18 protein-coding genes and 1 pseudogene are annotated in these 18,823 nt (G+C 40.4%); 8 read left to right on the top strand and 11 right to left on the bottom strand.

Annotated elements, in window-relative coordinates:
- Positions 1 to 6: 6 nt before the first annotated feature.
- The 7 genes from AC6ESP_RS01780 to AC6ESP_RS01750 all read right to left on the bottom strand — a co-directional run bounded on the left by AC6ESP_RS01780 (position 7) and on the right by AC6ESP_RS01750 (position 8,023).
- Complete coding sequence (locus AC6ESP_RS01780; protein ID WP_497094936.1) at positions 7 to 1,821, bottom strand: glycosyl hydrolase family 28-related protein; 1,815 nt, start codon at positions 1,819 to 1,821, stop codon at positions 7 to 9.
- Positions 1,822 to 1,951: 130 nt separating this feature from the next.
- Positions 1,952 to 2,500 (bottom strand): glycerol-3-phosphate responsive antiterminator, encoded by a 549-nt coding sequence (locus AC6ESP_RS01775; RefSeq protein WP_497094935.1) that lies wholly within the window; start codon positions 2,498 to 2,500, stop codon positions 1,952 to 1,954.
- A gap of 50 nt (positions 2,501 to 2,550) precedes the next feature.
- On the bottom strand, positions 2,551 to 3,336 hold the full coding sequence (locus AC6ESP_RS01770) for a carbohydrate ABC transporter permease (RefSeq protein WP_497095009.1): 786 nt from the start codon (positions 3,334 to 3,336) through the stop codon (positions 2,551 to 2,553).
- Positions 3,337 to 3,421: 85 nt separating this feature from the next.
- Positions 3,422 to 4,273, bottom strand: coding sequence for a carbohydrate ABC transporter permease (locus tag AC6ESP_RS01765; protein WP_497095008.1), 852 nt, complete (start codon positions 4,271 to 4,273; stop codon positions 3,422 to 3,424).
- Positions 4,274 to 4,349: 76 nt separating this feature from the next.
- The gene (locus tag AC6ESP_RS01760; protein WP_497094934.1) at positions 4,350 to 5,747 is read right to left on the bottom strand and encodes an ABC transporter substrate-binding protein; all 1,398 of its coding nucleotides are present in this window, start codon (positions 5,745 to 5,747) and stop codon (positions 4,350 to 4,352) included.
- Positions 5,748 to 6,660: 913 nt separating this feature from the next.
- Entirely contained in the window at positions 6,661 to 7,143 is a 483-nt protein-coding gene (locus tag AC6ESP_RS01755; RefSeq protein WP_497094933.1) for a hypothetical protein, read from the bottom strand.
- Between the two features lie 76 nt (positions 7,144 to 7,219).
- Positions 7,220 to 8,023, bottom strand: a complete 804-nt coding sequence (locus tag AC6ESP_RS01750; RefSeq protein ID WP_497094932.1) for an SDR family oxidoreductase — start codon at positions 8,021 to 8,023, stop codon at positions 7,220 to 7,222.
- Positions 8,024 to 8,120: 97 nt separating this feature from the next.
- Between AC6ESP_RS01750 and AC6ESP_RS01745 the strand changes: the two genes are divergently transcribed.
- The 4 genes from AC6ESP_RS01745 (at position 8,121) to AC6ESP_RS01730 (ending at position 13,091) form a co-directional block, all read left to right on the top strand.
- Complete coding sequence (locus AC6ESP_RS01745; RefSeq protein ID WP_497094931.1) at positions 8,121 to 8,945, top strand: MerR family transcriptional regulator; 825 nt, start codon at positions 8,121 to 8,123, stop codon at positions 8,943 to 8,945.
- A gap of 102 nt (positions 8,946 to 9,047) precedes the next feature.
- The gene (locus tag AC6ESP_RS01740; protein ID WP_497094930.1) at positions 9,048 to 9,416 is read left to right on the top strand and encodes an ArsR/SmtB family transcription factor; all 369 of its coding nucleotides are present in this window, start codon (positions 9,048 to 9,050) and stop codon (positions 9,414 to 9,416) included.
- Entirely contained in the window at positions 9,403 to 11,526 is a 2,124-nt protein-coding gene (locus AC6ESP_RS01735; RefSeq protein WP_497094929.1) for a heavy metal translocating P-type ATPase, read from the top strand. Before AC6ESP_RS01740 ends, AC6ESP_RS01735 begins: the two co-directional genes overlap by 14 nt.
- Positions 11,527 to 11,888: 362 nt before the next feature.
- The gene (locus AC6ESP_RS01730) at positions 11,889 to 13,091 is read left to right on the top strand and encodes an IS110 family RNA-guided transposase (RefSeq protein WP_497094928.1); all 1,203 of its coding nucleotides are present in this window, start codon (positions 11,889 to 11,891) and stop codon (positions 13,089 to 13,091) included.
- Positions 13,092 to 13,228: 137 nt separating this feature from the next.
- Here the strand turns inward: AC6ESP_RS01730 and AC6ESP_RS01725 are convergent, their stop codons facing one another.
- Entirely contained in the window at positions 13,229 to 13,474 is a 246-nt protein-coding gene (locus tag AC6ESP_RS01725) for a CDI toxin immunity protein (RefSeq protein ID WP_497094927.1), read from the bottom strand.
- Positions 13,475 to 13,497: 23 nt separating this feature from the next.
- Here AC6ESP_RS01725 and AC6ESP_RS01720 point away from each other — a divergent pair.
- Positions 13,498 to 13,706, top strand: a pseudogene (locus AC6ESP_RS01720) (IS3 family transposase); the annotation flags it as partial.
- A 199-nt stretch (positions 13,707 to 13,905) separates the two neighbouring features.
- On the opposite strand, the gene AC6ESP_RS01715 reads toward AC6ESP_RS01720, so the two are convergent.
- Positions 13,906 to 14,655 carry a (S)-benzoin forming benzil reductase gene (locus AC6ESP_RS01715; protein ID WP_497094926.1) on the bottom strand — a complete coding sequence of 250 codons (750 nt, stop codon included), beginning with the start codon at positions 14,653 to 14,655 and terminating at the stop codon, positions 13,906 to 13,908.
- A 25-nt stretch (positions 14,656 to 14,680) separates the two neighbouring features.
- Positions 14,681 to 15,292 (bottom strand): TetR/AcrR family transcriptional regulator, encoded by a 612-nt coding sequence (locus tag AC6ESP_RS01710; protein ID WP_497094925.1) that lies wholly within the window; start codon positions 15,290 to 15,292, stop codon positions 14,681 to 14,683.
- A gap of 238 nt (positions 15,293 to 15,530) precedes the next feature.
- Between AC6ESP_RS01710 and AC6ESP_RS01705 the strand changes: the two genes are divergently transcribed.
- The 3 genes from AC6ESP_RS01705 to AC6ESP_RS01695 all read left to right on the top strand — a co-directional run bounded on the left by AC6ESP_RS01705 (position 15,531) and on the right by AC6ESP_RS01695 (position 17,271).
- Positions 15,531 to 15,971, top strand: coding sequence for a VOC family protein (locus tag AC6ESP_RS01705; RefSeq protein ID WP_497094924.1), 441 nt, complete (start codon positions 15,531 to 15,533; stop codon positions 15,969 to 15,971).
- 294 nt (positions 15,972 to 16,265) lie between these two features.
- Positions 16,266 to 16,853, top strand: a complete 588-nt coding sequence (locus tag AC6ESP_RS01700; RefSeq protein WP_497094923.1) for a TetR/AcrR family transcriptional regulator — start codon at positions 16,266 to 16,268, stop codon at positions 16,851 to 16,853.
- An 88-nt stretch (positions 16,854 to 16,941) separates the two neighbouring features.
- Positions 16,942 to 17,271, top strand: coding sequence for an MFS transporter (locus AC6ESP_RS01695; protein WP_497095007.1), 330 nt, complete (start codon positions 16,942 to 16,944; stop codon positions 17,269 to 17,271).
- 246 nt (positions 17,272 to 17,517) lie between these two features.
- On the opposite strand, the gene AC6ESP_RS01690 is transcribed toward AC6ESP_RS01695, so the two are convergent.
- On the bottom strand, positions 17,518 to 18,399 hold the full coding sequence (locus AC6ESP_RS01690) for a GNAT family N-acetyltransferase (RefSeq protein WP_497094922.1): 882 nt from the start codon (positions 18,397 to 18,399) through the stop codon (positions 17,518 to 17,520).
- Positions 18,400 to 18,823: the final 424 nt, after the last annotated feature.

The raw sequence follows: 18,823 nt of genomic DNA, 5'->3' as shown, positions 1-18,823 counted from the left end.
TTCCATTTAAGCTTTTGTGTAAACTGGCGTACCGCTATCACTTACCGTTACTCGATATCTGTTACCATTAGGACTATGCATATAAATTCCTTCAAAATTAGTACTTCCCTCGATATTTACTCGTCCACTCTTACCCTCAAGCCTATTGTCTGCAACCTGAACATTGGTGCAGGTGCTCGTAACTTGAATACCATATTGGTTTTTATTACCGACAGCCGCTGGGATAACCGCATTGCCAGCAATTCTTCCCTCACTCGCAGCACTGCTCACAGCAATTCCCTGTTTTGAATTATCACCTTCTAGTCCTGCTGCTTCGATTAAATTGTCATTAACCTGAAAATGCTTCAGTGCTCTTAAGTTGATAGCTGATCGCCCACATTGCTTTAACGTATTGTCTGTAATTCTAATAGTTGCGGTATGACCATAGCCGGCATACTCAGTATCAGGCTCTTCGACAAAGATTCCTTCTACCCTAATATCGGACATATGGTTTCCAGTAATTGAAACGGCGGTTCCATAGGCAAGATAGATTCCACGATATACATTCCGGAACTGATTATTTAAGATCAGTGCGTTATTTACCCATTTCATCGTAATACAAGAGTTATTAGCAGAGTTTGTATCAAATATATTGTCTGTAATACTTAAAGACTCTACCTTAGCATAAACACTATTGCTCTTCGGCCAACCAACACAGTAAATATTATCCCCCGTCGTTCCCTTGAACACATTACAATGAATGATCACATTATGACTTGATTGTGGAAGCCCTGACTGAACCCCAGCAGCATCCTTGGTTGATTCTGTGTTAGCGGCAGGGTTAGATAGCATAATCCCTTTATGACAGTTCAGAAATGTATTATTCGCAACAATAAGATCAGCAAATTTAAAGCTTCGAACCCCCGAATAGGTCATACCATCAAAGGTGTTCCCTTCTATTACAATGTTCGAATTGTATAGATTATGAACCGCATAATGATTACCTACTCCGGCTGCCCATGGCCCTGTACCAGCTGTACCACTCGCTCCAAAATAGCAGTTCCTGATCCTTACATTGCGAGAAGGAGTACCATCAAAGGAGCCTATATCGTTAAAGCCTGTTTCTGTATGGTTAGCAATTTGAATAGCTTCGGCATAGTTTCTTGATTGATCGCTTGTTCCATCGCGATAACCCAGAAAGCGACAATTTTCAATCAAAATGTCCTCACAAGCATTCATATCTATGGCATGCGCAGAGACGACATCTCTTACTTCTATATCTCTAATCACAACATTGCGAGCTCTTGCAAGTCCAAACCAATTGAACATATTGGGATTCTGATTGATATTCCCATCCCATACACCGCCCTCAATGATTAAATCACCTTGTCCATCATAGCCTATATAATTAGCATTCCAGTCACCATTAATTAGGAAGGAACGATCATGATTACGTACCATTGTTGTACCTTGATCTAACTTCAAGTGTGTTCTTGCATAGATTCGGAGTGTATCTGTAACTCGATAGGTCCCCTTTGGAATAAATACCATGGAAGCCTCACCCACCACTCCGGCAGCGAGTGTAAGAGCATTTTGAATGGCATCAGTATCGTTAGCAATACCATCTCCAACTGCACCATAATCCTTTACATTGTTGAAGGAGACAGCTTCAATAGGGAGTGCAGCTGACTCTGTTGGTTGCACCGCTTCCGCTGCTGATGCTGTTGGATAAGCATTATTAATAAGAACAGAGCCTGCTGCTATTGATAGCAATGAAGCCCCCGTAACTTTAAGCATTTGTCTCCTATTCATCTTTCCTTTTTCCATTAATCCATCAGACATGGTATCCCTCCTAAAAAGTATCATCAAAAAAAGAGATGCTGAAAAAGGCAGCCTAAAAACACGTCTTGTTTTCTCGGCTAGGTTTTCTCATCATCTCCACCTGCTCTTGCGATCTATTCAGTTGTCTTCCTTACCACAAACTTGAATTGCTTAATGAAACATAATCTGCTCCATGATCAAACGCTAATTGTATTTCTTCTCTACTTTGAATTAAGCCGCCTATGATAAGCTTCTTGTCCCACTGGGACCGAATTTCTGTAATAATTCTTGGCATAAGGCCGGGCATAAGCTCAACCTCATCAGGCTTAGAACTATGAAACATTTTATGTGCCGTTTCAATTGCAGCTGTATCGATGGCAAATATACGCTGCGTAGTTCCAATACCAGCTTGCTTAGCCGATGCTATAGCATTACTTTTCGTAGAGACAATGCCATCAATCTTAAAGACGTTGGCTAAGTAATGAATCCCACTACTGTCCCTGCTAATTCCATTTACCATTTCAATATGAACATAGAGCTTCTTATCCACTGCATGTACACGTTCAACGATAGAGGCTAATTGCGAAATATCTCCTGTCATTAAATTGATACGCTTCACCTTACTGTTAAGTGCTGCTTCCATCTGCTCTGGGCGTGTAACCGCAGCAATTAGAGGGTAATCAAGCTGTTGTTTACTCATGCAATACTTCCTCTCCTATCCATTCAGATCATCGTATATACACAATCTTTTTACCCCTTAATTCCCGTCATCGCAATTCCTTCAATAATGTGCTTTTGAGCAATCAGATACACAATTAATACAGGAATAACTGAAATCATCGTTCCTGCCATTACTAGTGACCAGTTTGTGCTATATTGCCCTTTAAAAGCATTGAGCAGCAGCGGCACAGTGAACAGACTACGATCACTAAGATAGAGCAGCGGATAAAGAAAAGCATTCCAATTGCTTAGAAAGGAGAAAATCGTTAACGCAGCTAATGCAGGTCGTACAAGTGGCAGCATAATTTGAGCGTAAATTCGCGGTGGAGAGGCACCATCTACCATAGCTGCTTCCTCCAGCTCTGCAGGAATTCCCATCATAAACTGACGCATCATAAATACACCGAAAGCCCAGAAGATGGAGTTGGGTACAATCAATGCCCAATGTGTATCGAGCCATCCCAGCTTACTAATGATGAGGTAAGTTGGAATCATTGTAACCTGATGCGGCACCATCAACATCGCTAATATGACGATAAAGATGAACTCGCGTCCTCGAAACTGGATTCTAGCAAAAGCGTATGCTGCCAAGGTACATGTCAAAAGCTGAATAACTACTATTGCAATAGTAATATAGGTACTATTCCAGTAAGCTAAGTCAAAGGGCATCGCGGTCAGGGAGCTCAAATAATTGTTGAATAGCAGTGTCTCCGGTAATAGTACTGGCGGATATGCAAACATCTCTGCCATTGACTTAAAAGAATTGCTTAATGTCCATATAAATGGAAATATCATTAATAGCGCACCTATTGCCATAACAGCATGCAAGAATAGAGTGGGTATATTTCGAATAAGCCAATGTTTTTGACTAGGCAAAGTTGAGATATTCAGCCCATTACGATCAAGATTCATAATGCACCCACCTTTTTGAAGCAATAAATTGAAATAATGTAATGATTAATATAACGGCAAATAGAATCATCGCAACTGCTGAAGCTCGTCCCATATTAAATTCAACAAAAGCTTGATTATAAATGAGATAAACGAGAGTATAGCTGCTCTTCCCAGGACCGCCGCCTGTCATAACATAAGGCTGATCGAATACCTGAATAGAATTAATAAGCGCCAAAATCGTAACAAATAGCGTTGTAGGCGATAATAACGGTAATGTAATATGCCAAAATTGCTTAAATCCCGATGCTCCATCAATTTCGGCCGCTTCGTAATAGCTCTTGGATATTCCCTGTAGGCCTGCTAAAAAAATAATCATATCCTTGCCGAGCGTAGCCCAAATACCGACTAGTGCAATGGAGGGAATGACCCAGCGCTCATCAATTAACCAGCCTGGACCTTCAATGCCAATAACAGATAATATATAATTGATAATGCCTAGTTCCCCGTTCAGCATCCACACCCAAATAACACCCATCGAAATAGTGCTTGTAATAACAGGCATAAAATAGAACACTCGATAGAAGCTTTTACCCTTTATTACATTAAGAGCAAGAGCAACAAGTAGGGCTGTTGTTACGCCGATCCCTACGGTTAGCAGGGCATAATAAGCCGTGTTACGCAAGGAACCCCACAGCTCATCATCCTTAAATAGACTAGAGTAGTTGTCAAAAGCGATAAAGTTATTACGTCCAAAGCCATCAAAATCGGTGAAGCTAATATATCCAGCCCAAATTAAGGGAATGATATGGAATACAATCAATCCAATAACCTGAGGGAGTATGAATAGATAGCCCCACATTTTTCTATTACGAAAATGCAAGTAATCTCCCCCTAGTAATCTGCGAAAAAGCAAGAAGGGGACAAGCCCCTTCCATTTATTTCATCATTTCATTTACTTTTCCTGAGATTATTTCTATGGTTTCCGTTACGTTTTTCTTCCCTGTAAATAGCAGTTCGTATGCTGCTTTCATTTCTGCATCTAGGCCAGAATAATTGTATTCGTTCATTTGCGGTCCACTCGGTGCAAATGCAATTTCACGCATATCAAGTAAATAGCTAGCATGAGCAGGTACCGCAGCATCCTCTATTAGAGACTCTGCTCCATTTACTGAAGGTACTGCATTACCACCTGCCAAACGAATTTTTTGACTTTCAGTAGAAACATAGTACGATAGGAATTTCATCGCTTCATTAGCATGCTTTGTTTTAGCATTAACCCCTAGAAATACAATCGTTGTTGCCACTTCTTTAAGCTCTTCGCCTGTTTTCGTAGGGAATGGAATATAGTCGAAAGTAGTAAAGTTATTTGAGTTAAAGGTTGGTGTTATCCAGCGTCCACTAGCATTAAATGCAAGCTGGTTGGACATCATCAAAGATTCCGTAGATATTCCCTCTGTCAATGTACCTGTAAAGATTGCAGCTTCGTCCTTAATCAAACTCTCAAGGAAAGTAAGTGCCTCCTGAGCTTCATTATTCGTATCCAGCACATAATTACCATTATCATCAAACACACGACCACCGTTAGAGAAGATCCAGCTATGCACCGTTGCCCAATACGTATCAAGCGCATAACCCTTCTTGCCTGATTCCGCTACCTTCTTGCTTAGTTCTTTAAACGTATCCCAAGTCCAGTTACCTTCATTGTAATATTCCTGGGGAGATTTCAAGCCTAACTCCTCAAAAATAGCAGTATTGTAGTAAATCACCATTGGATTAACATCCACAGCTACGCCGTAAATTTGTTCATTAACCTTTGCACCACCCCAGAAGCCTTCTGGGAATGCGGTTTCCTGTACATAGCTTTCTGTACTGGCCAAATAATCTGACAAGTCCATCAGAGAATTACTATCTCGCATTTTAGCTAATGTCTCAGGTTTTACATAGAACACATCAGCAGCATTATTACCCGCTAGCTCAGTCAACATTTTTTGATTATACTCTGCACGAGGGAAAGACTTTAGACTAACATCAATACTTGGATTTTCACTTTCAAATGAGTCAATCGCCTTTTGATAGATCGCTAACTCTTCATCACTGCCAAATGCTGCAAACGTTAAAGCAACCTTTTCCTTTGGCGTTACTGCTTCCTCATCATTCTGCTTCACATTGTTGTTTGCAGATCCGCACCCTGACACAATCAGCATAATTGTAACGAGTAAAAATAATCCTTTATTGAAGCTTTTTTTCAACATAATCCTACCTCCAAGTTTTTCTATGATGATAAAAGGACATGACAAAAAGCCTAAAATCACAGCCCAAACTAGAATATCCATTCTATAGACTGCGAAATTAGGGTTTTCTCATCATCTCCACCCAAGCTTCCCTTGTCCGAACCTTATTCATCTAAAATTTAGTATAGATCCCAACTATCAATGGATTGTTAGTACGATGTTAAAAATTTGTAAAAAAGGAATTGTTCGGGATGGGATATATTTTCATTCCTATATTTGAAAGATTGCCTCATACATCCCTCTTCTGTAGAATAAAGGTTTGCACGTTAATTGAGAAAACGGCAGCCATATCGGCCGCCGTTTCTTGTGTATTGAGCAATCATCTTCCGTTAGTTCAATCCCAATCTGGAGGAGATGGTAGGATATATTGTCCAAAAAACCATATCCCAGATCTAGCAATTATTAGGGCAACTAGCAAAGTAAGAACGGTTAATCTAAAAAACGAGTTCTTTCTCAGAACATCACCTTCATGTCTTTATTTAACTAACTTTTCCCGTTAGTTTAGTCCCTTTAGAAATTACTGTTCCAAAATGGTAAAGCTTGAAATAATAAAAAATAGCCCGAAAATGAGTACAGAAAACACTACAACATTAAAGACGAGCACATAAACTGACCTTCGATTCCTATAAAGAACAACTGCCATAAAACTTGCAATTAATGATAATATCGAAAAAGTAATGCTAAGTATAGTAGATAAAAACATCGACAAGAGTGCAATGGTTCCCAGAATATACGAGATCCGAATTATGCCCAAGTTTTCTCCCCTTTGACCTTCATGGGTACCTCACACCTAACCTGAAGAACATATTCTTATATTACCATATTTGGAACTATCCTTCCTGTTAGCTCAACGAGGTTGCCGTTCAAGTCTGCAGCCTTGTCCTAGGTGTTTATTCAGCTATCGTTTCCCGGTTAGTTTAATCCTCTTCGTGTCTAACTTTCTCTACTTCTTTCTTCATTTACTGTATATTTCTTCACCTACGGTATTAATAACTGAAATTTTTTGTACCGTTGTTTGACTAAAGTTGGATATAATTAAGCCCTTTTTGTCAATGATTCCTCTTGACTCAATTGTTCCATCTGAATATTTTACATTAATATACGTGGCTCCATTATTCATTAAATCATCATAAATAATAATTGCAATGTATGGAGTACCATTTCCCACAGTTATTAAGTCTTTATCATTTGATCCCCAGGATATCCTATGATCATATATCTTCTCATACTGATCAGAATACAATGTTATTAATGAACTTTTCAGCAATATTAAAGCACTGTCCTTAATCCAGATGCTATCTAGAACTTCTAACTTGTTATCTGATATATATGTTGCTATCTGTTCGTTGGTTGGTGCAGAGTAAATCAAAGCAGGCTCCTTAGAGCATCCTGTGAAAAAAAATAAAATCAGGAAATATGAAAATAGCTTCAGCTTCATTATTTTCTCCTCTCCTCGGGCGAGTTCAGCTAAATCCAGTAAATATCTATACGTTTCCAAACACTGGAAAGTTGCGTTAAACTGCCCGTTGAGCAAATGTTCTTGCTGGTTTGCCTGTTACTTGTTCTACTGTCGGCAATACGGTATATGCACTTTCAGGTGGATTCTTTCCCATTCCTATGATGAAGTATTCTATGAATTCATCATTATAGCCTTGATTTTTGGAGTCTTGTCTTACTTGTTCTTCAGTCAGTTCAACCAACTCAATCGGCTTTCCAATAATTTCAGAAATCTGATTAATCATATTCCTGTTAGATAACGATTGTGGACCAGTTAAAGCATATATCTTTTCATGGTGACCTTCTTCGATAAGTGCTTGAACTGCAACAGCGGCAATATCTGCTTCGTGAATTCTGACGCTCAAAGTATCAGGGAATCCCGTTCTTACAATCCCTTCCTTTTGAATGGATTCTGCCCAAAAATATAGTGCATTCTTCATAAATTCTGATGGCCTTAAGATTGTCCAGTCCATTCCGCTATTTTGAATGACGGTCTCGATCGGGTTTCCTTCGTAATCCATCAACGCTACAATTTTCTTTATGTTAGCCTCTTTTGCCATCTGGATGGTTCTTTGGTTTGCTAAAAATCTGGCCTCTGTTTGTTCACTCTGTGTAATTAAAAAAAGACTGTCAACAGATTGAAGATGCACTTCTAAGGTGTCAGGATGATCGAGGTCTCCTACAACAGTATGAACTTCATCGGGAAAACTTGTCTGTGTAGAGGCACGAGACAATGCCTTTACTGCTACTCCTTCTGATAAAAGATGTTTAACAATGTGTCCGCCAACTGTTCCTGTTGCACCTGTCACTAGAACTTTCATTACTAATACCCTCCTTGGTATATATGTTTGATTGCTATATTGAAGCTTACTTGGTTATATTAAAGTATGGTATAACACCATACTCAAGGAGGTTTATATGAAGAATAATGCCCAAACTCATTTATCCACAGGACAATTCGCAAAAGTAATGGGTGTTAGTAAGGATACTCTTTTTCACTATGATCGAATTGGGATTCTTTCTCCTGTATTTAAAGCTGAAAATGGATATAGATACTATTCAATTAGTCAAATCGATGTATTCAAAGTCATTTCAATCCTTAAAGACTTAGATGTACCATTAAAAGAAATACGGGGATATTTAGATAAACGATCACCTGAAGAGCTGATTGCCCTACTTGATAATGAAGAGGAGAGGTTGGATGCCAAAATCAAACATCTGCAAAAAATGAAAAATATAATAGCAGAGAAAAAGCAAATGACAGAAGCGGCAATTGTGATCATTCCAAATGAGTTTATTATTGAGGAAATGAACGAGGAGTTCTTGGTTATAACAGAGGCCGATCCTTATACAAATGATACAAGCATTTATGATTCTATGATAAAACACGAAAAATACTTGAACTTGCATAGTATTAATAGCTCTCACACCATAGGTTGGATGAGAGATACAAAAAAAGTTTTAGCAAATGAGAAATTCAATTATGAATTTCTTTTTACGAGAGTTAACGATGGATCCAAATATTCAAACTTCCATCGAGAACGAGGACTATATTTATCCGCGTATCATACGGAAGGCTACTCAAGCATAAGTGACACTTATGACCGAATTTTAACATTTTCTAAAGATAAGAACATAGAAGTACAGGGATATTTTTATGAAGATGTTTTATTAGATGATCTTTCAGTTAAAGGCTATGAGGAGTATTTAATTAGAATCTCCGTTCGAATTACCAATATGTAATTTCCCAATCGAAATCAACAATCAAATGATAATTTGATTGAATAACTATATTATGATAATCTAACATTAATCAAACCGAAGTTTGATTGTAGGAGGTGCGGAATGAAAGACAGCTGCGAAATTTACTGTTATGACGAGCCCAAAGTACGCAAGGTGCAAGAAGCTCTTAAGCAGCAAGATATTCATGGCATGGCCAAGATGTTCAAGGTGCTTGCCGATGAAACCCGTATGAAAATTGCTTTCGCTTTGTGTGAAGAAGATGAACTGTGCGTGTGTGATGTTGCCAACATCATTGGTTCCTCCTTAGCAACTGCATCTCATCATCTGAGATCGCTCAAGCAGCTTGGATTGGCCAAATACCGAAAGGAAGGGAAACTGGCTTTTTACTCTATAGAGGTGGAGCAAGTTCGGCAATTCATTCAGCTGGCTTCAACGCATAATAAGGAGTTGCTTGCAAATGCAACCACATGAGATAAACAATGAAAAGCAGGTTTACCGAGTACAGGGATTTACCTGTACAAATTGTGCGGGGAAATTTGAAAGGAATGTAAAGAATCTCCCTGGTGTTACAGATGCTCAGGTTAACTTCGGCGCAGCCAAGATTACAGTCATTGGTGATACCACTATCGAGGAACTGGAAAAGGCAGGCGCTTTTGAAAACCTGAAGCTAATACCTGAAAAGCAGAAAATCATTGAAAAGAAAGAACCCTTTTGGAAAGAAAATTGGAATGTTCTGCTTTCCATTTTGTTAATGGCTGTTGGATATGCTCTCACTTATAGTTACGGGGAAGAAGAACTTGTAACAGCCTTGGCCTTTGGCATTGCTATTTTTATTGGTGGTTTTAAGCTCTTTCTAAAAGGAATCAAGAATTTCTTTAAACTCCAGTTTGACATGAATACACTGATGACTGTCGCAATTATTGGTGCGGCTGCTATTGGAGAATGGGGTGAAGGTGCCCTAGTCGTTGTGCTCTTTGCGATTAGTGAAGCGCTGGAACGATACTCTATGCAAAAAGCAAGACAATCTATTCGCTCACTTATGGACATATCACCTACAGAAGCTCTGATTCGGCGCGGTTCGGCCGAACTGACTGTGAGTGTAGATGATATTCAAGTTGGCGACGTAATGATCGTGAAGCCAGGTCAAAAGCTAGCAATGGATGGTGTTGTAATCAAGGGGACTTCGACGGTCATTCAGGCAGCTATTACAGGCGAATCTGTTCCCGTCACTAGAACCATTGATGACGAAGTATTCGCTGGCACCTTGAATGAGGAAGGCTTACTTGAGGTTAGAGTCACCAAGCGAGTTGAAGATACGACGATCTCTAAAATCATTCACCTTGTAGAAGAAGCGCAGGCCGAACGTGCACCTTCTCAGGCGTTTGTAGACCGTTTTGCTAAATACTACACGCCGGTTATTATGGTGTTGGCTATAGGAATCGCTGTTGTTCCTCCTTTAATTGGCGCAGACTGGGAAGATTGGATTTACCGTGGTCTTTCGCTGCTTGTGGTAGGATGCCCTTGCGCATTGGTCATTTCCACTCCAATTTCAATCGTTACCGCAATCGGCAACGCAGCCAGGAATGGTGTACTAATCAAAGGCGGTATCTACCTCGAAGAGGCGGGGCGCATCACAGCTATAGCATTTGATAAAACGGGGACACTAACCAAGGGTTTTCCTGAAGTGACGGAGGTTGTTGCTTTTGGTGGTCGCAACGAAACTGAATTACTTTCGATTGCAGCAGTAATTGAAAAAGGGTCTCAGCATCCGCTAGCATCCGCAATTGTTCGTAAAGCCGTACAAATGGGCGCTGATTTGGCGTTACCGGTTGATGAATTCCAGTCGATCACAGGTAAAGGTGTAACAGCTTCAATAGGCGGTCAAGTATACTTTATAGGCAGTCCTAAGCTGTTTGATGAACTGCAATTAGAAGTCATTGAAACAACACGCGAGCAAATCATTACGCTGCAGACGCAAGGGAAAACGGTTATGGTTCTGGGGACTCAGGAAATAGTGCTCGCCTTAATAGCGGTGGCTGATGCTGTACGCGATTCAAGCAAATCCGTGATTGACGAACTGCATTCTATCGGTGTTAAAAAGACGATCATGCTAACAGGTGACAATCAAGCGACGGCCAATGCTATTGGCGAGCAGTTGGGCGTGTCCGAAATCAAGGCAGAATTGCTGCCACAAGACAAGCTCGAACACATCAAGAAGCTCAGGAATAGCTATGCAAGTGTTGCAATGGTCGGTGATGGCGTGAATGATGCACCTGCACTGGCAGCCTCCAACGTCGGTATTGCAATGGGCGGCGCGGGTACTGACACTGCGCTGGAGACAGCTGATATCGCATTAATGGCCGACGATTTGCGCAAGCTGCCTTATACGATCCGTCTAAGCAAAAAGACGCTTTCGATCATCAAACAAAACGTAGCGTTTTCTTTAGGAATTAAGCTGCTTGCTCTAGTACTTATTGTTCCCGGATGGCTGACCTTATGGCTTGCGATCTTAGCCGATATGGGGGCAACGCTTATTGTGACACTTAATAGCCTGAGGCTGTTGAAAGTTAAAAAGAAATAATATAATTGATTATTAGGCCGCCTCTAATACACTATCATGCTCGTTAGCTTAATAAAGAAAGGGAGCAGCCGCCGTATTAAACTGCTCCTTGTTTATTCAACTATCGTTCCCAGTCGTATTATGAGGTCAGCCAGTTATTACTGGTTGACCACTTTTTATTTTGGTGGTGTATTTGTCAGTAGCCGGGGCAGATCGGTCGTTCCCCTGGGTCCGTAACCCGTCGCTAAAACTGATCGCCCCCTACTTATAGAAACCATGTTTAAGCTGGTTGAGACGAACAGATCTCGCATAACAAGCGATGTTGTGGAACTATGAGCAGTACTTAGGGGTGCCGGCAATATACATGAGAGGGAGTGTTTTTCATGAATCCAGTTATTGGCCTGGATATTTCAAAAGGTAAAAGTGATGGGCAAGTTTTCTTAGACAAAGGCCAACCCTTTGGACATTCATTTTGTATTCAGCATAACCAAGATGGTCTTAAGCAGCTTCTAGACGTCATTACCAACGTACAAATTAAGGCTGAAAAAGCCCCGATAGTTATTCTGGAATCCACGGGACACTATCACCAAGCCGTTATCCAGTATTTAGAGGAACACGGCATTTTGTTCTTAGTTGTAAATCCTCTAATTTCACATCAAGCCAAGAAATCAAGTCTACGCAAAGTGAAAACAGATGCGATTGATGCCTATCGGCTATGTGAACTGTATTACAAAGAGGAATTTGAAGACCATAAAAAACGTGGCGTTCAATTATTGAATCTTAGACATTTAACACGTCAGTATGACTCTCTTACACAAATGTATGTACAGGTAAAACTGCAGTTCCAAGCCGTGTTAGATCAGGTTTTCCCGGACTACAGAGGCATCTTCGGTGATCTCTATTCAAGAGTTTCATTACTACTTCTTAAGCAATTCACCACTCCTACAGCCTTTCAAGTTGCTGGAGAAGCGAATATCGCTCACGCAATTGCATGCCTATGCCCAAGTCGTTCTGATCGCTGGGCTGACGAAAAAGCAGGCCTTATCGTGGCAGCTGCAACGAGCAATCCTTTTCAGAAAGTAAGCTACAGTAGCCATTTGATTATCTTAGCGTTGTACATCGATTTACTCCTTCAGTACCAAGAGCATCTTTCCCATCTACGAAGTCAGGTTGATGCCCTTGCTGAAGAAGTTGAAGCTTATCAGATTATCCAATCGATACCCGGTATAGGAGGCAAAATCGCTGCAACGATTCTGTCTGAGATCGGGGAGATCCATCGGTTTAATCACGCTAAAAAGCTGGTTGCTTTCGCAGGAATAGACCCTAGTGTCTATGCTTCAGGTAAGTTCACAGCGACCAGTAATCGCATTACCAAACGTGGTTCAAAGAAGCTACGACACGCCTTATATCTCGCCGTATTGTGTGGACTTAGGAAGTCAGGTAGCAAGAAACTACGTGAGTTTTACGACAAGAAACGTGAATCAGGAAAGCCTTATCGCGTTGCTCTGATAGCGTGTGTTAACAAGCTCCTGCACTGGATTTATGCATTATTAGTGAAGCAAGAAAGCTTTGTCGACATAGCTTAATTAGCATATTTATCATTCAAACGAAAAACCTTCCAGCATATACAGAGAAGGTTCTTTAGCACGCCTATTTTTAGTATACTGCCATCGCTAAATAAATTTAAGAGAAAAATGTTGACAAGATATTAGCTGGTTTTAGCTTAAGACAGTGTCTGGTTCTCGAAACCGACTATTATTTCTCCTTCATGATGAAATTCGATAACAAATCTGGAAGGAGAAAAAACGAAAGTGTCTACACCAACCGCCATCACATCATCAATAGCACTTAATACTGTACAAAGTTGGGACTTTAAAGCAGATTGACTTCCAGTACTCCAGAGAATGAATACTTCCTCCCCAACCTCTCCGATTACTTGGATAAATAAGGCCTTTAAACGCTTATCCAACGAAGATGAACTCCAATGAACTCCTCCTGCACTCGGATCAAGGTTGTCACTACCAGATGATTTAATATCAACATGCATTGAAGAAACAAGGGATTACCCAGAGCATGTCGCGCCAAGGAAATTGCTACGACAATGCAGTAATGAAAACTTCTTTGCATTATGAAGTCGGAAATTCTTTATGCACGATAACATTGATTACTACAATCACAAGCGCATCAAGTCAAAATTATAAGGCATGAGTCCGGTACAATACCGAGCTCATGTTCAACAGGTTGCATAAAAATATTTGTCTAACTTTAAGGGGTCACTTCATATGGCCGGCTACCGTCATGTCTTATTTTCGTTTTCCAATTGCCTAATCTCTGCTGGTATGTCATTATTTTAAGTTCGTTTCAGAACCCTTTTCATTAGACAAATAATAATTGCAGACTTTACAATTGTTCGACCAACGGTAATTGGCCGTAATGTTCACTCAAAAGTAGCTCCAGCAGTTTTCCAGCTGTATATTCAGGGGTCTGAAGCAAACCTTCTTGCTCCAACTTGATAAATTGATCAACATAAGGGAAGTATTCTTTACTTGTGGAACGTATTTCTTCCTGCATACGAGTATTAATCATTCCTGGATATACTGAAGCAATTTTTACTGAGTTGGGTGCGTGTTGCTGTTCAAGATGAATGCTTTTGGAGAATGAATCAAGCCCTGCCTTTGCAGTGCTGTAACAACTTTGGGCGGGTAGTAAAAATTTGGCCGAGCCAGACGATACATTCATAACCCTTTTGTCTACGGCCAACTCCTTTGTCATTTCAATAAAACGTGAAGTGAGTATCATTGGAGCGAGCAGGTTAATTGTCACATTCTGAATAATTAACTCCGTATCACAATGTTCAATTGGCATAACAGGGGCTAGTATGCCAGCATTGTTGATCAAATAGATGCCTTCCAGATCTGCCTCCTGTTTGATGGAGCGAAAAACTTCTTCCATAAAACGGCTGATTCCGGTTAGCTCGTGCAAGTCGAAGGTGAATGAACTCAACTTTGCTTTCCGTATGGCAGCTAATTCTTCCAGTCTAACGTTCGCGCTTCTTGAAACACAATATAAGCTGTTCTCAGAGGACAGCAGCTGTTCCACCAGGGCTTCTCCAATGCCCCTTGAAGTACCTGTAATGATAAAAGCCTTCATCGTTAATCCTCCGTTACAATTAGAATCATTTAATTTGATTGTTGAGATAAAGAAAGCTGTTAACAGCTTCTTGCCATAAGGATGGATAGTCTAGTTCCAACTTAAGCATCATGCATCTTGACAGGTGATCTATTGTAAGGGCAAGTAAGGTTGCTTTTTCGTCTAAGTGATCCGATGGGACAATCCCCCACTCCGCTCCCATCGACAGCAGTCGGCTGAATCCGCGAATAAAGTCATGCTGAATACTTATGATTCGATTTCTGTACTGCTCGTCACGCTCGGCAAGAGTCATAAATTCATTTAAGACGCGAAGGGAGGCATGATGATTCATATCTTTCTTAGGTAGCATATTTAATCCACCTTGAAACAATAGTTCGCAGAAATTGTATTTGTTGGCAAGGTCAATTTTAAAATAGCTAGAAAATTGATGTTCACTGAACATATGGTCAAAAGTTCGGCTAAGCAATTCCTCTTTTGAAGCAAAATGATAATAGATGGACGACTTGGTTAGCCCTGCTTTTTTGGCAATCATTCCTAAGCTGACTTTCTCCAATCCATGCTCGGCAAACAGCTCAAAAGACACTTCGATAAGATGTGTTGATGTGATTTCCTTTTTTTTAATGGGATATTCCTCCATTCCATGTTCATAAGCAAAATTATACTGGGATACTCCCAAACAAGTCAATAATTTAATGAACGGTCGTTAAAAAAGAATGAAAAGTCACAGTAATTACATCATCTGATATGAAAATGTATCAAACTATGCTGCCCGTTAGCGTAATGAGGCTGCCGATCATGTAACCCTTATCTCTTATTTACATACATACAGAATGTATGTTATGATCGACTTATTGAAATGTAAAGGAGAATTTACTATGAAAATTTCTAGTTTTTATCCAGTTATTTTGACCGAACATGTGGTATCAAGCGCCGAGTTTTATCGAAATCATTTCGGATTTGAGACTGTATTCGAAGCCGATTGGTATGTAAGTTTGCGATTGCCCCGGGATACTGAAACGGCATTCGAGCTGGCTATCCTGGAGTCTGGACATCCTAGTGTACCCGCAGCCTACCGACATTCGGTGAACGGACTAGTTCTCAACTTTGAAGTGGATGATGTGGACGCGGAGTACGTAAGACTTATTAAGCGGGATAAGCTTCCCCTGCAGCACGATATCCGGGACGAAGAGTTCGGACAGCGGCATTTCATTACGAGCGATCCAAACGGTGTGTTGATCGATGTGATTAAAATCATCCCTCCTTCCTCCGCGTATAACGAGCAGTACAATGAGAAGTTATGGCTGAAAGAGGAATAAGACGGTAAGGTAGGAATACGTCGATAACTACATAATTTGGCTTTACTTGAACTTTTATTGGACGACCCTCCTCTCTATGTGAGAATGTCGATAGTTAATTGTGAACGATCTGACAAAAGATTACAAAGATGTGACGTTGGATTGGCTTCGGGATCGAATAAAACGAGGAGGAATTCACATGTCCTGGATTGCTCATCATGAGTTAAGGTCTCAGGTAAAATCGTAGGGACAGGAATGCCATTAAGCTCTTGAAGCTTTTTGAGAAATATACGGAAAACAGGAGATTATACAGATATGAAAAGAAGCAAGGAAGAAGCGTATGAAACGATTGTCAAGCTGGTAGAAGTGGCCAGGAAGCACTTTACAGAGTATGGGTATGCGGAATCTTCTATGGAGGAAATCGTGACTGAGGCCAAGCTGACGCGAGGCGCACTTTACCATCATTTTGGCAGTAAGAAAGGTTTGTTTCAAGCTGTCCTGAGGTCCGTTCAGACGGAGATCGGCGAGCGTGTTGAAGCAGCGGCAACCCAAAGCGATGATGCATGGGAGCAATTAATTCTGGGATGCCGCGCATTTGTCGCGGCAGCTGTTGAGCCACGAATTAGGCGGATTTTGCTCATTGACGGTCCGGCCGTGTTGGGTTGGGAAGCCTGGCGCAGAATGGATGAAGAGAACTCGATGCGGCACTTGCGCGAGCAACTACAGCTGATGCAGCGGCGAGGTTACCTTAAGCCGGTACCATTAAACGCAATGGCTCATTTTCTCTCAGGTGCCCTGAATGAATCTGCGTTGTGGATCGCACAAAGTTCGACTGACAGTCAGTCGTTGGAGGAAACGATGTCCGTTATTTCTCATTCTCTGAAAGGCTTCGTCAATGATTGATCCGCAATCATCGTAACGTTAACCGGATATATTGATAAAATCATCTCTCTAAGAGCGACCTTAGACAGATGCATTTTTCCGATTACAAATATCCTCCCCTGTTGTCGCCGGAATCCTGCGTGTACTCGCAAAAGACTTAAACATTTCCATCGCCTTTGCGGGGCAATTGATCACGGCCTACTCGCTAGCCTTTGCCATTGGAACGCCTCTCCTGGTATCACTGACATCCCGCATGGGACGCAGAAAAGTGCTGTTAGGTGCATTGGCAGCTTTCATCATGGGGTGCTTGCTCTCCTTCTGGAGTTCGGATATCTCCACCTTGATTGTGTCCCGCATTATTCTGGGTGTAAGTTCAGGCGTTTATATTGTCGCAGCATTCGGTGCAGCTGCCAAAATCGTTCCTCCCGAGAAGCCCTAAAAGTAACATTAGTAATAATAGCCCGGCGTTTCATGCCGATCACTCCCTTCAAATTTCTAATTACATCTTTATAAAATACTGATTCAGCATAAGCTGTTCTGTTGACAACGCTTCCTCGGATGTCTTTGGCATCTCACCATATAATATTGTTGGATCACATAAACAGTATCCTATAAATGACACAAATCTATTTAAGCTGTACTAAATATAAAAAGAATGAACAACCATAAATCCATGCTTGAAATATCAGATGTTATGCCAATAGAATGTATAATGGGAATGCTGTTGAAAGCCTAATGACTTATAAAAAGAACTATCAGAAATAACATATGCTTTTTCAGCTCCTAAGGAGCGGCCTCTTTTCAAGGCTTCTAAAACCACTGCTTTACCAAGTCCCTTATACCGATACTCCGGAATTGTGCATACAGGTTCAACATAAACATAATCCGTTTTCTGACTATACCATAAGCCGCAGTATGCAACATATTCCCCATTTGCATTTTCAGCAACAATATGTAGGAATGGATTCAAATTCGTTGCTGACAACATTACTTTTTGCTTACTCATAGTAGCTTCATCAACAGGTACAGATCCTTCGTTGTCAAATGCCTTCCATAGCAAATGATGAAGCTTATATAAGTCATTTTTTATATCCATATTTTTTACTGTTATGCCTTCAGGAGTTATATAATCAAGGCTAACATTATCTAGGGTAAGTTCAAGTATGTTTTCAGTCAGATCATTCTTCACAAATTTATTACTGCGCAATAAATCTAGAGTGTGATTATCCTTGTCATTCACCGCAATCCCAAGGCCATTTTCATTACTGAAAGTAGCAGTCGCATATTCTAATATATCTTTTTCTAATTCTCCAAACCCTTGTTTAGTTGCAAAAAATGCTTCACCGAAATAGTGGTCATAGGTTGCTATACCTACTAACTCGTCATTACAATACCACAAGCCAATCTTATCCATTAAGTCTCTATTGAATTCAGGATGGAAAAACATCCACTCCCACCTTGCCCAATTCCAATTTATATGATTACGGTCATATTCTGATAATTCAATCAAAAAATCGCAAACTTTATCGTAACAAGAGTCATCGAACCTTCTAAAAACAATCTTCATTTCAATCCCCCAAAAAATATATATTTATTTTTATGTCAAAAACCTTAAATAAACTATATCCGCCACTTCCAATAGTTCGGTGGTAAAGATAAATTATAACTGAAGGGGTTCACCCCGATAGAGGTTCACCTGTACAAATAAAGGCAACTTCTCTAAAATCGAATTTTCGATCTTAGTCTCGGATCTGTATCCCACCTCTTACCACTATCAAAATGATACTATAATATGAAAAATATATCTTGATTATAAAAATATCCTCTAAGTAATTATAAGGGACTGAATTTCCAAAAAAATCATCGTTCTTACAAGCCTCTGGGCTTTCATATATTCCATTTCTCGTCGTCATTTCCACAGATGATGAAAATTAAAGGTGTATGGAAGTATTGCGCATGGAAGCTGCTCAAGAAGATACGAACGTTAATGA

The organism is Paenibacillus xinjiangensis (assembly GCF_059686975.1).
Note: the sequence above shows the minus strand (reverse complement) of the source record. Positions and strands in the feature narration are given on the sequence as shown.